The sequence below is a fragment of the Corynebacterium sp. 32222D000AT genome, assembly GCF_053546955.1.
Map to the genome: position 1 here is coordinate 68,307 of NZ_JBPPVW010000010.1, position 13,948 is coordinate 82,254.

Genomic DNA, 13,948 nt, shown 5'->3' on the forward strand with positions numbered 1-13,948 from the left:
AGACTTAGAACTATCACTCAAGGAGTCCAGCACATGGCAAACAACGAATCCCGCAAGATTCTGCAGCAGTTCCTCGACAACTACGATCCGACGGTGGAGGAGGCCATGGAGGCCTTCGCCCCCTTGGCGGTCGGCGACTACGACGACATCCAGATCGCGGCACTTCTAACGCACATCCGCACCCGCGGCGAGACCTTCGCGGACGTGGCCGGCACGGCCAAGGCCTTCCTCAAGGTCGGCTACCCGTTCCCGATCACGGGCGAGGGCCTCATGGACACCGCCGGCACGGGCGGCGACGGCGCCAACACGATCAACATCACCACCGCGGCGTCGCTGGTCGCCGCCGCCGGGGGAGTGAAGATGGTCAAGCACGGCAACCGCTCGGTCTCCTCCAAGTCGGGCTCCGCGGACGTGCTGGAGGCGCTGAATATCCCGCTCGACCTCGACGCCCCGCGCGCCGTGCGCCAGTTCGAGGCCTCCGGCTTCACCTTCCTCTTCGCCCCGGCCTACAACCCGGCCGTCGCGCACGTGCAGCCGGTGCGCAAGGCGCTGGGCGTGTCCACGCTCTTTAACACCATGGGCCCGCTGCTCTCGCCGGCCCGCCCGGAATTCCAGATCATGGGCATCGCCAACCCCGACCAGGGCCAGCTCATCGCCGAGGTCTTTAAGGAGCTCGGCCGCAGCCGCGGCCTGGTGGTCCACGGCGCCGGCACCGACGAGATCGCCACCCACGGCACCACGCTGGTCTGGGAGCTGCGCGACGGGGAGATCACCCACTACGAGATTACGCCGGAGGACATGGGCATCGGCCGCCACCAGCTGGCCGACCTGGTTGGAGGCGAGGGCAAGAACAACGCCGCCGCCATCCGCGCCGTCTTCGCGGGGCAAGGCAGCGAGGCCCACTTCGACGCCATCGCGGCCACCGCGGGCGCCATGTTCTACCTGGACGGCCACGACGAGACCATCGCCGACGGCGTGGCCCGCGCCCAGCAGCTGATTACCTCCGGCGAGGTCAACGCATGGTTGGCCAAGCACGAGGAGGCCAACTATGCCCAGTAATCCCTCTTCTGCGAATCCTTCCGGGGCGCTACCCACGGTGTTGGAAAACATCGTGGCGAACCGCCGGACGCACCTGCCGGAAATCCGCGAGCGCCTCGCCCACGTGGATACCTCCGCGCTGCCGCGCTCCGAGCGCTCGCTCTACGAGTCCCTCAAGGGCACCAACCACTTCATCATGGAGTGCAAGTCCTCCTCGCCGTCGTTGGGGCTCATCCGCTCGGATTACCACCCCGGGGACATGGCCCGCATCTACTCCCGCTACGCCGCGGGCATCTCGGTGCTGTGCGAGCCCGACCACTTCGGCGGCGACTACGACCACCTGCAGACGGTCTCTCTGTCCACGCACCTGCCGGTGCTCTGCAAGGACTTCATCGTCGATCCCATCCAGGTCTACGCCGCCCGCTACTACGGGGCGGACGCCATCCTGCTCATGATGTCGATCGTCAACGACGAGGAGTTCGCGGAGCTCAAGGCGCTCGCGGACGAGCTCGGGCTGGACGTACTCACCGAGGCGATCACCCCGGAGGAGGTCCAGCGCGCGGAGAACTTCGGCGTCGACATCATCGGCATCAACAACCGGAACCTCCACGACCTGAGCATCGACCTGAGCCGCACGGAGCGGCTGGCCAGCCTGGTATCCCCGGGCAAGGTGGTGGTCTCCGAGTCCGGCATCCGCGACCACGCCACGGTCCGCCGCCTGGGCGCGCACGCGAACGCCTTCCTGGTCGGCTCCCAGCTGTCCTCGCAGCCGGACGTGGACCGCGCGGCCCGCGAGCTGGTCTACGGCACCCACAAGGTCTGCGGCCTCACCACCCCGGAGCACGCCCAGGCGGCCCGCGCCGCCGGCCCCTGCTACGGCGGCCTGATCTTCGAGGAAGCCAGCCCCCGCAATGTTTCACGTGAAACCGCGGAAAAGATCATCAACGCCGAGCCGGGCCTCCACTACGTGGCTGTCAGCCGCCGCGAGGACAACTTCGCCGAGCTCGCCCTCCCCGGCGTCCACGCCATCCAGGTGCAGGCGCCGTACCAGGGCAGCCTGGACGCCGAGCGGGCGCTCATCGCCAAGGCCCGGGAGCAGGCCGGGGGAGCGGAGGTCTGGCGCGCCGTCGCCATGACCGACCCCGAGCACGCCGCCCTCGCCGAAGACCTCGCCCGCGAGGCGGACCTTCTGGTCCTGGACTCCGGCCACGGCGGCACGGGCCAGTCCTTCCGATGGTCGGATGTGCCCGACGCGGTGAAGGAACGCAGCCTGCTCGCCGGCGGCATCGACCACACCAACCTGGCGGCCGCGCTCGCGGTCGGCACCCGCGGGCTGGACCTGAACTCCGGGCTCGAGGCCCAGCGGGGAGCCAAGGACACCGGGCTCATCGCCCGCGCCTTCCAGGTAATCCGCGCCAACACCGAAGCAACCCCCGTTAACAACTAGACCCACACCAGAACACAGAAGCAGACAAGACACAAGGAGATTCCCATGGCGGAAGTTTCACGTGAAACCAAGAAGACTATCCTCCCGGCCTATTTCGGGGAGTTCGGCGGGCAGTTCGTGCCCGAGTCCCTCATCCCGGCCCTCGACCAGCTCGAGGCCGCCTTCGTCGAGGCGATGGACGACCCGGAGTTCCACAAGGAGCTGGCCGGCTACCTCAAGGACTACCTGGGCCGCCCGACCCCGCTGACCGAGGCGACCAAGCTGGGCGGTAAGGCCCGGATCTTCCTCAAGCGCGAGGACCTCGTCCACGGCGGCGCCCACAAGACCAACCAGGTCATCGGCCAGGCGCTGCTGGCTAAGCGCATGGGCAAGACCCGTATCATCGCGGAGACCGGCGCCGGCCAGCACGGCACGGCGACGGCTCTGGCCTGCGCGCTGCTCGACCTGGAGTGCGTGGTCTACATGGGCGCCAAGGACGTCCAGCGCCAGCAGCCCAACGTCTACCGCATGGAGCTCATGGGCGCGAAGGTCGTCCCGGTCGACACCGGCTCCGGCACCCTGAAGGACGCCGTGAACGAGGCCCTGCGCGATTGGACCGCCACCTTCCACGAGTCCCACTACCTGTTGGGCACCGCGGCGGGCCCGCACCCGTTCCCGACGATCGTGCGCGAATTCCACCGCGTCATCTCCACCGAGGCGAAGGCCCAGATGCTCGAGCGCACCGGCGGCCTACCCGACCTCGTGGTGGCCTGCGTGGGCGGCGGTTCCAACGCCATCGGCATGTTCGCGGACTTCATCGACGAGGAAGGCGTGGAGCTCGTCGGCGCCGAGCCCGGCGGCGAGGGCCTGGACTCCGGCCACCACGGGGCGACGATTAATAACGGCACCGTGGGCATCCTCCACGGCGCCCGCAGCTACCTGATGCGCAACGCGGACGGCCAGGTCGAGGAATCCTATTCCATCTCCGCCGGCCTGGACTACCCGGGCGTCGGCCCGCAGCACGCCTACCTGTCCGCCACCGGCCGCGCGAAGTACGTCGGCATCACCGACGCCGAGGCCCTGCACGCCTTCCAGCTGCTGAGCCAGAAGGAGGGCATCATCCCGGCCCTCGAGTCCTCCCACGCCCTGGCTTACGCACTCAAGCGCAAGGACGAGGACATCACCATCCTCGTCTCCCTGTCCGGTCGCGGCGACAAGGACATCGACCACGTGCGCGCCACCTTGAGCGCCCACCCCGAACTGCAACTGAACCAGGAGGACTAACCATGACCGACAACCGCTACGAAAAGATGTTTTCCGCCCTCGCGGAGCGCAACGAAGGCGCCTTCGTGCCCTTCATTATGCTCAGCGACCCGAACGCCGAGGACTGCCTCGCCACCATCCGCACGGTGGTGGGCGCCGGCGCCGACGCGCTCGAGCTAGGCGTGCCGTTCTCCGACCCGGTCGCCGATGGCCCGACCATCCAGGCCTCCCACATCCGCGCCCTCGACGGCGGCGCCACGGTGGATCAGGCCCTGGAAATCATCCGCACCGTCCGCGCCGAATTCCCCGAGCTGCCCATCGGCATGCTCATCTACGGCAACGTCGCCTTCACCCGCGGCCGCGACAAGTTCTACACGGAGTTCCACGACGCCGGCGTGGATTCCATTCTCCTGCCGGACGTTCCGGTGCGAGAGGGCGAGCCCTTTGCCGAGTCCGCGAAGAAGGCCGGCATCGATCCGATCTTCATCGCCCCGGCCCGCGCTACCGATGCCACCCTGGCCGGCGTGGCGGCCCTGTCCGAGGGCTATATATACGCCATCTCCCGCGACGGCGTGACCGGTACCGAACGCTCCTCCGAGACACTGGGCCTCGAGGAGGTCGTGAACAACGTCGCTCGCCACGACGGCCCGCCGGTCCTGCTCGGCTTCGGCATCTCCCAGCCCGAGCACGTCCGGGACGCCATCGCCGCCGGGGCCTCCGGCGCCATCACCGGCTCCGCCATCACCCAGATCATCAACGAATACGTCGAGCGCACCGATCCGGACGACGAGCACTCGCCGGCCCGCGTGACCGACCGAGCAGCACTCGATGCCAAACTTAACGAGTACGTCTCCGCGATGAAGGCGGCCACCCGCCGCTAGGAACTGGCCCGCCGTACTGGCAAGGCAGTACTGGCAAGAAGGCACAAAAAGACCGCCGGCCCGAAAAGGACCGGCGGTCTTGTCATTTCTTAGTCGCTACTACTTCTGATTGGCCGGGCAACACCATTGGCATCGTCACCAGAAGACGGGGCAGGAGACTTCCCGCCCGCGCTCTTTGCCGGGCGGGCCGGCCACCAGAAGCGCTCGCCCAGCAGCTGCACCACCGCGGGCACGACCAGGGTTCGCACGATGAGGGTGTCCAGCAGCACGCCAATGCACACGATGACGCCGATCTGGGCCAGCACCACCAGCGGCAGGACGCCCAGGGCGGCGAAGACCGCGGCCAGCAGGACACCGGCCGAGGTGATAACCCCGCCGGTCGCGGCCAAGGCGGTGTAGATACCGGACGCCGTCCCCTCCCGGGCGGAGTCCTCGCGGGCGCGTGTGACCAAGAAGATCGTGTAATCCACGCCTAGGGCGACGAGGAAGACAAAGGCGTAGAGCGGGGTGGTGGAATCGAAATTGTTGAAGCCCAGCACGTAGTGGGAGACCCACCAGCCCAGGCCCAGCGCCGCGATATTGGTCAGCAGGACCGAGGCAATCATGATGGCCGGGGCCACCAAGGCCCGCAGCATGACCACGAGGGCGGCGAAGATCAGCACCAGCACGAGGGGGAAGATGAGCTGCCGGTCCTCGGCCGCTGCGGTCTCCGCGTCGGCGAGCTCCGCGTCCGGGCCGCCCACGAGCGCCCCATCCAGCTCGCCGCGCAACTCCGCGAAGTCGGCACCGCTGACCTGCAGGAGGGTCCAGCCGTCGACGCTGCCTTGTTCGCGGCCGTTCGCACCCAGCTGCTCAAGCTGCTCCTGCGTGCGGTCCACGTCCTGGGTGGCCACCACCGGTGGGGTGGCCGACTGATCCGGGAAGTCGCGGCTGAGTTCTTCCGCGGCGGTGATGGACTCCGGGGTGTCGATGAATTGCTCGGACTGGATCAGCCCGGTGTTGGTCTGGAAATAGCCGGTGCAGCAGAGGCCGAGCACCAGCAGGGCCACGGCCACGACCTTGCGCGGGCGCTGGTTAACCCAGGAGCCGACCTTCGCCCAGACGCCGTGGTTGGGGGTGTCGCCCTCCCGGGGGATGCGCGGCCAGAAGATCCACCGGCCGAACAGGGCCAGGAATCCGGGTAGGGCGAAAAGCGCGAAGAGCCAAGCGATCGAGATGCCGACGATGGCGGCCGCGCCCAGGCCCTGGGTGGTCGGCACCGAGGACAACAGCAGGCAGGCCACGCCCACGATGACGGTGGCCGCCGAGGCGGAGACCGTTTTGGCGGTCGGGGTCCACGCCCGCGCCATCGCGGTGAAGCGGTCCGCGGTCCCGGTCAGCTCGTCGCGGTAGCGGGAAATGAGCAGCAGCGCGTAGTTCGTGCCCGCGCCGAAGACGAGCACCGACAGGATGCCGGCCGTGGACTCGTTCCAGGACAGGCCGAAGGCGTCCAGCACATAGGTAAACGCGGTGGCTGCGGTGCGGTCGGCGACGCCGATAACGGCCAGCGGCAGGATCCACAGGATGGGGGAGCGGTACGTCACGATGAGCAGGAAGGCGACGATGGCCGTGGTGACGCCCAGCAGCAGGAAGTTCGCGCCCTCGAAGACGCCGGCGAGATCCGCCTGGATAGCGGCGGGGCCGGTGGCTTGGGCGGAAACGCCCGCGGGCATCTCCGCGTTAATATCCGCGCGGAGCTTCTCGACCTCCTCGGCGTTTTCCGAGGCGGTGCCCGCATTCACAGTGACGGGCAGCAGGGCGGCGGTGCCGTCCTCGCTGGGGATGAGCGCCTCACCCCACTGGGAGGTCACTTCCTTAAGGGCGGGCAGGTCCAGCGGCTCCGCGGACTTGAGGTAGACCAGCGCGGTGCTGCCGGACTCGCCCTCAGAGTTTTGAGCCGAGTATTTTTCTTGTAACTCGGCCACCTGGGTGGAATCCATGCCGGACGGCGCGGTGGCCGTGGCGGATTCCGGCTGGTCCACGCCGCCCAGGGCGCTAACGCCCAGGCCCAGGACCAGCAGGACGAGGGAAATCCAACGCAATATGCGTATTCGATGATTGGTCATTTACCCAGCATAACAGCGTTGCCGAGCTGGGCTAGGGGACCCGGACTACGGGCGCTCCTCCTGGGCGACCGGGCGCGCGGCCTCGGCGTCAGCGGGCTCGCCCTCCGCGTTGACCTTGCCGCGGGCGAACTTGTCCACGATCATCGCGATGGCGCCGTCGCCCGTGACGTTGGCCGCGGTGCCGACGGAGTCGACAGCAATGTAGGCGGCGATCATCAGCGCGACGAGGTTGTCGTCGAAGCCCATGTTCTGGCTCAGCAGGCCGACGGCCACCATGACCGCGCCGCCCGGCACGCCCGGGGCGGCAATCATGGTGATAGACAGCAAGAGCATGAAGCCCATGGCCGCGCCCAAGCTGACGTCCATGCCGGTGAGGTAGATGATGGCGAAGGCGTAGAGCATCAGCTTGATCATCGAACCCGCGATGTGGATGGTCGCGCACAGCGGGACCACGAAGCTGGCCACCGGCTTGGAGATGTTGTTCTTCAGCGCGTTGTCCAGAGTCACCGGGATGGTGGCGGCCGAGGAGGAGGTACCCAGCGCGGTGGCATAAGCCGGCAGCATATTCTTCAGCGCCTTGAACGGGTTCTTGCCGGTGATAGCGCCGGCGATCAGGTACTGGATGACCAGGTAGACCAGCGTCATAGCGACCGAGAGCAGCAGGACCTTGCCGAAGGCGACGAGCACGTCGACGAGGTTGCCGTTCATGCCCAGATCCAAGAACATGCCGAAGATATAGAACGGCAGCAGCGGGATGACAAAGCCCCAGATGACCTTGACCACTACGTTCTCGAGCTCTTTAGTGACGTTGTACAGGTTGTCGGACTTGACCTGGGTCATGGCCACGCCGATGCAGAAGGACAGCAGGAGGGCGGTCATGACCTCGATGGGCGCGGGCATCTCGACCTCGAAGTAGGGCTCCAGCGCACCGGCATCAATATCGGAGACGTTGGTATCGATGGTCTGGCCGGCCAGCATCCACGGATACACCAGCATCGAGACGCCGTAGGCGAGCAGGCCCGCGATGATGGTCGAACCCCAGGCGATGCCGGCGGTGATCCCGAGCCACTTGCCGGCCCCGCGGCCGAGCGCGGCGATGGCGGGGGCGATAAGCGCGAAGATGAGGACGGGGATGAAGAAGTTGAGGAAATTGCCGAACAACCCGTTGAAGGTGGCAAAGACCCGGCCCAGCCATTCCGGCGCGACGAAGCTTAAGCCGATGCCCAGCACGATGGCTACGGCGATCCGGAACAACAAGTTTTGGCTCAGTGTTTTCAATTTCATGATGTCACTAACTATTTTTATATCCCGCGCCCCGGCGTTTCCGCGGTGCGCAGGATGAGACTTTCAAAGACAGCGGGCCAATCGCTAAATATTTTCTATAGACCGACCTGAATTAAAGTGTACCCAACGGGTATGCCCCGCCGGAAGGGGGGATGGCTAAGTGCACCCGCCGAGAATTGCTGCTCGCCCGGCCCAGCGGGTTAGGATATGAGGCATGGTCGTTATCGGTATTGTCATCCTCATCCTCGCCGCGGTCTTGATCGTGGTCGGAGCCTTGGCCACCACCCGCAAACTGCCGGGCAACTCGGTGGTGGGCCTGCGCGTCGAGGAGGTCCGCAAGTCCCGCGAGGCCTGGGATGCCGCGCACGCCGTCGCCGGCCCCGTCTGGTTCCTCGGGGGAGTGGCGCTCGCCTTCGGCGGGATCGTCGCCCTGACCGCGACCGGCTGGATGTGGCTCATCCCGGTGGCAACCGCCATCATCGCCGTCATTACCCTGTCGGTGGGCGCCAACCTGGGCGCGCGCTCGGCGCTCCTGTGGGACCAGGCCAACAACGCCGACGAGGGCTGCGGCGACAGCTGCAACTGCGGCTCCGGCGGCTGCGGCAGCGATACCGCAGCGGAAGCCGCGCCCGCGCAGATCGATCTCGACGCTGTCCGCCAGGCGGCCAACCGCGCGGATCAGTAGCCGATCCCCGGTCGAATAGCCCGCCGCGGCCTAGACCCGCAGCACCCACCACTATTGTCACTGTGACGCAATGTTTGTGGTGGGTGTTTTTGTCTCTCGCGTTGCCCGCGTGGGGCCCGAGGCGACGGAAGGATAGCCTGCCGTAAATAGTCTCCCCGCCGGCCGAGGGATAGAGTAGGGGGCATGACTATGAAGTGTTCGCGTCGCATGTTCCTGCTCGGGACCGCCACCACCTTCGCTGGCGCCTACCTCGCCGCCTGCGGCAAGCAGGCCTCGGCGGAGATCGCCGCCACCGAGATCCCGGTCGGCTCCGCCGTCATCGTCGACAACGTGATTTTCGCCCAGCCGGAGGAGGGGCTCTTCAAGGCCTACTCGCAGACCTGCCCCCACCAGGGCAACCCCATTACCGAGGTGGAGGGCTCCCACGTCATCTGCACCTCCCACTACACCGAGTACGACATCACCGACGGCTCGGTCGTCTCCGGACCCGGCCGCGATCCGCTCGAGGAGATCTCCGTCGAGGACGACGGAACCACCGTGAAGACCGTCTAAGGTTTCACGTGAAACCCCGCCGCCGAGGGGGAGGCGGGGCGTAAACTGCGGTACATGCTCAACGCACTGCGCCGACTAGATCCGCTCATCGTCCTGATCATCACGGCGGTCCTTATCGCGATCGTCTTGCCCGCCCGAGGGCAGTTCGCCGAGGTCTTCGCGGTACTCACCAACATCGCGATCGCGCTGCTTTTCTTCCTCTACGGCGCGCGACTATCCACCCGGGAGGCGCTCGCGGGCCTGCAGCACTGGCGGCTCCACCTGACCATCCTGGCGGCTACCTTCGTGCTTTACCCGCTCATCGGCATGGCCCTGCGGCCCCTGTCCTTCGTCGTGGGCGACGAGCTCTACCTGGGCATTCTCTACCTGACGCTGGTCCCGTCCACGGTGCAGTCCTCGGTCGCCTTCACCTCCATCGCGCGCGGCAACGTGGCGGGGGCCATCGTCTCAGCCTCGCTGTCTAACCTCGCCGGAGTCATCCTCACCCCGCTGCTGGTGATGCTGTGCATGGGCGCCGGCCACGGCATCCACATCGACTCCTCGGTCTTTCTGGAGATTTCCCTCCTGTTGCTCATGCCCTTCGTCCTGGGCCAGCTGACCCGCCGCTGGGTGAAGAACTTCGCCGCCCACAAGGCCACGAAGGTGGTCGACCGCGGCTCCATCGCGATGGTGGTCTACTCCGCCTTCTCCTCCGGCGTGGTCGGCGGGATCTGGTCCGATATCGGGGTGGGCCAGCTGCTATTCCTCATCGTCTTCGCCGTCGTGCTGGTCAGCGCCGTGTTGTGGCTGACCCGCTGGGTGAGCGCGCGCCTGGGTTTCGCACGCCCCGACGTCATCGCCATCGAATTCTGCGGCTCGAAGAAGTCCCTGGCCACCGGCCTGCCGATGGCCTCGGTCATCTTCGCCACCGGCGGCGGGCAGCTGGGGCTGCTGATCCTGCCGCTGATGATCTACCACCAGGTCCAGCTGATGGTCTGCTCGTGGCTGGCCGCCCGCTACGCCCGGCAAGACCCCGCGGCCGAGGCGCGTTAAACACCGGGAAGGCTAGGCACTAGACTTGGGTGCCATGACTTCCGCAGAGAACTCCGAGAGCGACAAGGCGCTGCTCTACGTCAAGACCACGCTGCACATCCCGGGCGCCGGCGCGGCCATCCACGTGGCCGAGATGCAGCAGCTCGACGCCCGCAGCTGCCGCATCCACCGACTCATCGCACAAACCCCGGACGGGCAGATCGCCGGCGCGGTCAGCGGCAGCCAGCGCGTCGGCAGCATCGACAAGCCCAACAGCACCGTGCCGCACCCGGATACCTACGCGTCCTACCCGGACATCGACGCCGAGTACCTCGCCGCGGCGGATTTCGAGTCCCTCTGGGTCGAGGCGCAGCTGCGCTTTCCGGGGCTCTAGAAGACGAAGTTCACCAGCACCATGTAGACGGCGGTGCCGCCCAGGATGGACAGCCCGGACTCGCGCCGCCACAGGTGGAGGCCGGCGGTGACGGCCGCGCCCAGCAGGGCGGCCAGGATGCCGCCCGGGGCCGCGGACTGCCCGACGATGGTGTAGACGACCAAGACCACCATCACGCCGACCGGCATCGTCCGGCCCAAAACGCTGACCAGATCGCTGCCGCGCAGCGCCTTAACAAAGCTAAAGGGGATCTGCCGCAGCAGGACCGTGACCACGCAGACCGGGATGAGCACGGCCAGGATCATGGATAGGCTCACGCCAGCTGGCATCAGCGTTCACCTCCCTGTGCCCGGTGGGGCCCGCGGCGCCACTCGATGAGTTCATCGAAGCGCGGGGAATACACGCGCGCCAGCAGGAAAAGGAAATAGGCGATCAGCGCGACCATCAGCACCTGGTTGGGCGTGATAACCACCGCCACTATGCCCAGCAAGGCGGCGACCGCCGGCAGGGAAAAGTCCGGGTTGTTGCGAAAGGAATCCAGCGCCAGCACCACAAACAGGGCCACCAGCGCGAATTCAATCCCCTGCACGTTGTCCGGGATGGCCTGGCCCGCCAGCGCACCCACCACGCCGCCGCCGACCCAGAGGAACTGGGCGAAGAGCTGGATGGTAAGTATCCGCCGCCCGGTCAGGGCGGAGTCGTGGGGCAGTGCCGAGACGATCGCGTAGGTCTCGTCCGTCAGCGCGTAGGTGGAGTAGACCTTCCCGCCCACCGAAGAGATGCGGTGGCGGGGGAAGCTTAACCCGTAGAAGATATGGCGGAAGTTGACCATGAAGCCGGTCAGCGCCGCCGAGAGCGGGCCGACCCCGGAGGTGACCATGCTGATGGCCAAAAACTCCATGGAGCCGGCATAGATGACGATCGAAAAGATAGGCGCCCACCACCAGTCGAAGCCGGTTTGGACGATCAGGACACCGAAGGCTAGGCCCAGGGGAACCAGGCCCAAGGCTACGGTCCAGGTGTCCTTCAATCCCTGGCGAACATCAGCGTGCATGCGCTTATCGTAGCGGCGGCGACGCCCACCCGCCCCCGAGAATGGAGATAAAAATTCTAATTATCATCCAGGTCGGCGGGGAAGGTGGAATACAGCGGCAGCGGCATCGGCTGGCGCTTCATCACGTCCGCCCACAGGTCGGCCGGGCCGGGAGTCAACACGTCATGGGCCAGGGCCGGGGCGACGAACCAGTCGCCGCGGTCGATCTCCTGCTGCAGCTGGCCCGGGGCCCACTCGGCGTAGCCGGCAAACAGCCGCATCCCGTCCAGGGTCTGCGCCAAAAACTCCGGGTCGGCGCGCATGTCCACGTGCGCCAGCCGCGGGGCCAGGCGGCTGAGCTGCGGGTGATCCTCGAAGCGCACGCCCTGCTTGGTCATGCCCAGGCCCACCACGGACTGCTGGTTGAGCGGGCCGCCGATGTAGAGGGCCTGCGGCTTGGCGACCACCGGCAGGTATTCGGGCAGCACGTTGAAGACCGCCAGCTCGCTGCGGGTCGTCAGGTTCACGCCGAAGGTCAGGTAGTCGTCGTGCTGGATGATGAGGATAACCGAGCGGGCAAACTCGGCAGAGAACATGCCCGGGGCGGCGACCAGCAGTTGGCCGGGCTCCGGGTCGTTGCGTTCGAGGGCATTAAATAGTCGGTCCGCGTACATTAACTACCAGACTCCCACCAAGCACGTAGCTTTGCAATTGCTTCCTCGCGGGGCAGCGGGCCCTGCTCCAGGCGCAGTTCCTTCATAAACGACCACGCGCGGCCCACCTCGGGCCCCGGCTGCAGCCCCAGGATCTCCATGATCTCGTTGCCGTCCAGGTCCGGGCGCACGCGGGCCAGGTCTTCCTTCTCCTGGATCTCCTGGATGCGTTCCTCCAGGTGATCGTAGGTCCGCTGCAGGCGGCGCGCCTTGCGCTCGTTGCGCGTGGTGCAGTCCGCGCGCACCAGCTTGTGCAGGCGCGGCAGCAGCGCGCCGGCGTCAGTGACGTAGCGGCGCACGGCGGAATCCGTCCACTGCCCCTCGCCGAAGCCGTGGAAGCGCATGTGCAGGTAGACCAGCTGCGCGATGTCCTGAGTCATGGCCTTCGGGAATTTCAGCGCGCGCAGGCGCTTGCGCACCAGCTTCGCGCCGACCACCTCGTGGTGGTGGAAGGTCACCTTGCCGCCGGTGGTGTCCCGGGTATCCGGCTTGCCGCAGTCGTGCAGCAGCGCCGCCCAGCGCAGGACCAGGTCGGGTCCGTCCTCTTCCTGATCCATCGCCTGCCGCATGACCTGCAGGGAATGGGCGTAGACGTCCTTGTGCTGGGCGTGCTCGTCCGGGGCCATGCACATGGCGGGGATCTCGGGGATGACGATCTCGGCGATCCCGGTATCGACCAGCAGGTCGATGCCCACCCACGGCGCAGTACCGGCGACCAGCTTGTCCAGCTCGACGCGGATGCGCTCGACGGTGATGCGCCGGATCTCGCCGGCCATGTCCTGCATGGCGCCGAAGACCCGGTCGGCGACGTGGAATTCCAGCTGGGAGGCGAAGCGGGCGGCGCGCAGCATGCGCAGCGGATCGTCGTGGAAGGAGATCTCCGGCGCGTCCGGGGTGTCGATGATCCCGGCGACGAGATCCTCCAGGCCGCCCAGCGGATCGTGGAATTCGCGGCCGCCGTCGGCCTTGAGCTCGACCGCCATGGCGTTGATCTTGAAATCGCGGCGAACTAGGTCCCCGGCCAGGGTGTCGCCGTAGACGACCTCCGGGTTGCGGGAGTCGCCGTCGTAGGAGTCCGCGCGGAAGGTGGTGATCTCGATCTGCTGGCCGCGGTAGACCGCGGAGACGGTGCCGAAGGCGATGCCGGTGTCCCAGACCTTCTCGGCGTAATCCTCCAAGATCTCCTGGACGACGTCGGGGCGGGCTGGGGTGGTGAAGTCGAGGTCATTGCCCAGGCGCCCCAAAAGGGCGTCCCGGACGGAACCACCTACCAGGTAGAGCGGAAAGCCTCGCTGCGCGAAGCGCTCCACGAGCCCGCTCAACAGGTCACTGAGTTGGGCAATCGCGGATTCTGCCCGCGCCATAACGCCAATTAGCTGAGTGTCCTGAAAATTCACGCACGTTAGTCTACTACGATTAACCAGGATGACTAACCACAACGAGGCCAGCCCGAAGGCCAGCAACACCAACGCCGCGCCCGGCGGCGAGCCTGCGGCTGCCACGGCAGGCGGGAGCGGTTCCAGCTCCTCCCGTCGCGGGGGCCGCGGCCGCTCGCGCCGGCGC

14 protein-coding genes are annotated in these 13,948 nt (G+C 66.9%); 8 read left to right on the plus strand and 6 right to left on the minus strand.

Features of this window, described 5'->3' with window-relative positions:
* The first annotated feature begins 33 nt into the window (after nt 1–33).
* Genes trpD through trpA form a run of 4 tightly spaced genes read left to right on the plus strand, consistent with a single transcriptional unit; the run spans nt 34 to nt 4,608 of the window.
* Nucleotides 34–1,059 carry an anthranilate phosphoribosyltransferase gene (trpD, locus tag ACEE23_RS07605; RefSeq protein WP_448871453.1) on the plus strand — a complete coding sequence of 342 codons (1,026 nt, stop codon included), beginning with the start codon at nt 34–36 and terminating at the stop codon, nt 1,057–1,059.
* A complete protein-coding gene (gene trpCF / locus ACEE23_RS07610; protein WP_368521423.1) occupies nt 1,049–2,485 on the plus strand; it encodes a bifunctional indole-3-glycerol-phosphate synthase TrpC/phosphoribosylanthranilate isomerase TrpF in 1,437 nt (478 codons plus the stop codon). The genes trpD and trpCF overlap by 11 nt, the downstream gene beginning before the upstream one ends.
* A gap of 45 nt (nt 2,486–2,530) precedes the next feature.
* Entirely contained in the window at nt 2,531–3,748 is a 1,218-nt protein-coding gene (gene trpB / locus ACEE23_RS07615) for a tryptophan synthase subunit beta (protein WP_368520669.1), read from the plus strand.
* A 2-nt stretch (nt 3,749–3,750) separates the two neighbouring features.
* Nucleotides 3,751–4,608, plus strand: coding sequence for a tryptophan synthase subunit alpha (gene trpA / locus ACEE23_RS07620; protein ID WP_368520668.1), 858 nt, complete (start codon nt 3,751–3,753; stop codon nt 4,606–4,608).
* 89 nt (nt 4,609–4,697) lie between these two features.
* On the opposite strand, the gene ACEE23_RS07625 is transcribed toward trpA, so the two are convergent.
* Entirely contained in the window at nt 4,698–6,689 is a 1,992-nt protein-coding gene (locus ACEE23_RS07625) for an MMPL family transporter (protein WP_368520667.1), read from the minus strand.
* A 69-nt stretch (nt 6,690–6,758) separates the two neighbouring features.
* Entirely contained in the window at nt 6,759–7,997 is a 1,239-nt protein-coding gene (locus tag ACEE23_RS07630) for a dicarboxylate/amino acid:cation symporter (protein WP_368520666.1), read from the minus strand.
* A gap of 214 nt (nt 7,998–8,211) precedes the next feature.
* On the opposite strand from ACEE23_RS07630, the gene ACEE23_RS07635 reads away from it, so the two are divergent.
* The 4 genes from ACEE23_RS07635 (at nt 8,212) to ACEE23_RS07650 (ending at nt 10,639) form a co-directional block, all read left to right on the plus strand.
* Nucleotides 8,212–8,682, plus strand: a complete 471-nt coding sequence (locus ACEE23_RS07635) for an SdpI family protein (RefSeq protein WP_368520665.1) — start codon at nt 8,212–8,214, stop codon at nt 8,680–8,682.
* 207 nt (nt 8,683–8,889) lie between these two features.
* Nucleotides 8,890–9,234 carry a Rieske (2Fe-2S) protein gene (locus tag ACEE23_RS07640; RefSeq protein WP_141759337.1) on the plus strand — a complete coding sequence of 115 codons (345 nt, stop codon included), beginning with the start codon at nt 8,890–8,892 and terminating at the stop codon, nt 9,232–9,234.
* A 54-nt stretch (nt 9,235–9,288) separates the two neighbouring features.
* Nucleotides 9,289–10,266, plus strand: coding sequence for a bile acid:sodium symporter family protein (locus ACEE23_RS07645; protein WP_368520664.1), 978 nt, complete (start codon nt 9,289–9,291; stop codon nt 10,264–10,266).
* Nucleotides 10,267–10,300: 34 nt separating this feature from the next.
* Nucleotides 10,301–10,639, plus strand: a complete 339-nt coding sequence (locus tag ACEE23_RS07650) for a hypothetical protein (RefSeq protein ID WP_368520663.1) — start codon at nt 10,301–10,303, stop codon at nt 10,637–10,639.
* On the opposite strand, the gene ACEE23_RS07655 is transcribed toward ACEE23_RS07650, so the two are convergent.
* Genes ACEE23_RS07655 through ACEE23_RS07670 form a run of 4 tightly spaced genes read right to left on the minus strand, consistent with a single transcriptional unit; the run spans nt 10,636 to nt 13,782 of the window.
* Nucleotides 10,636–10,968 (minus strand): branched-chain amino acid transporter permease, encoded by a 333-nt coding sequence (locus ACEE23_RS07655; RefSeq protein WP_368520662.1) that lies wholly within the window; start codon nt 10,966–10,968, stop codon nt 10,636–10,638. The genes ACEE23_RS07650 and ACEE23_RS07655 overlap by 4 nt on opposite strands.
* The gene (locus ACEE23_RS07660; protein WP_368520661.1) at nt 10,968–11,693 is read right to left on the minus strand and encodes an AzlC family ABC transporter permease; all 726 of its coding nucleotides are present in this window, start codon (nt 11,691–11,693) and stop codon (nt 10,968–10,970) included. The genes ACEE23_RS07655 and ACEE23_RS07660 overlap by 1 nt, the downstream gene beginning before the upstream one ends.
* A gap of 56 nt (nt 11,694–11,749) precedes the next feature.
* On the minus strand, nt 11,750–12,346 hold the full coding sequence (locus ACEE23_RS07665) for a YqgE/AlgH family protein (protein WP_368520660.1): 597 nt from the start codon (nt 12,344–12,346) through the stop codon (nt 11,750–11,752).
* Nucleotides 12,346–13,782 (minus strand): CCA tRNA nucleotidyltransferase, encoded by a 1,437-nt coding sequence (locus ACEE23_RS07670; RefSeq protein WP_368520659.1) that lies wholly within the window; start codon nt 13,780–13,782, stop codon nt 12,346–12,348. The genes ACEE23_RS07665 and ACEE23_RS07670 overlap by 1 nt, the downstream gene beginning before the upstream one ends.
* Nucleotides 13,783–13,948 lie beyond the last annotated feature (166 nt).

Bases quoted from the DNA above. Each gene is read 5' to 3' on its own strand.
- ACEE23_RS07640 (WP_141759337.1), top strand. From the start codon at position 8,890: ATGTTCCTGCTCGGGACCGCCACCACCTTCGCTGGCGCCTACCTCGCC.
- trpB (WP_368520669.1), top strand. From the start codon at position 2,531: ATGGCGGAAGTTTCACGTGAAACCAAGAAGACTATCCTCCCGGCCTAT.
- ACEE23_RS07655 (WP_368520662.1), bottom strand. From the start codon at position 10,968: ATGCCAGCTGGCGTGAGCCTATCCATGATCCTGGCCGTGCTCATCCCG.
- ACEE23_RS07645 (WP_368520664.1), top strand. From the start codon at position 9,289: ATGCTCAACGCACTGCGCCGACTAGATCCGCTCATCGTCCTGATCATC.
- ACEE23_RS07650 (WP_368520663.1), top strand. From the start codon at position 10,301: ATGACTTCCGCAGAGAACTCCGAGAGCGACAAGGCGCTGCTCTACGTC.
- trpA (WP_368520668.1), top strand. From the start codon at position 3,751: ATGACCGACAACCGCTACGAAAAGATGTTTTCCGCCCTCGCGGAGCGC.
- ACEE23_RS07630 (WP_368520666.1), bottom strand. From the start codon at position 7,997: ATGAAATTGAAAACACTGAGCCAAAACTTGTTGTTCCGGATCGCCGTA.
- trpCF (WP_368521423.1), top strand. From the start codon at position 1,049: ATGCCCAGTAATCCCTCTTCTGCGAATCCTTCCGGGGCGCTACCCACG.
- ACEE23_RS07635 (WP_368520665.1), top strand. From the start codon at position 8,212: ATGGTCGTTATCGGTATTGTCATCCTCATCCTCGCCGCGGTCTTGATC.
- trpD (WP_448871453.1), top strand. From the start codon at position 34: ATGGCAAACAACGAATCCCGCAAGATTCTGCAGCAGTTCCTCGACAAC.
- ACEE23_RS07665 (WP_368520660.1), bottom strand. From the start codon at position 12,346: ATGTACGCGGACCGACTATTTAATGCCCTCGAACGCAACGACCCGGAG.
- ACEE23_RS07660 (WP_368520661.1), bottom strand. From the start codon at position 11,693: ATGCACGCTGATGTTCGCCAGGGATTGAAGGACACCTGGACCGTAGCC.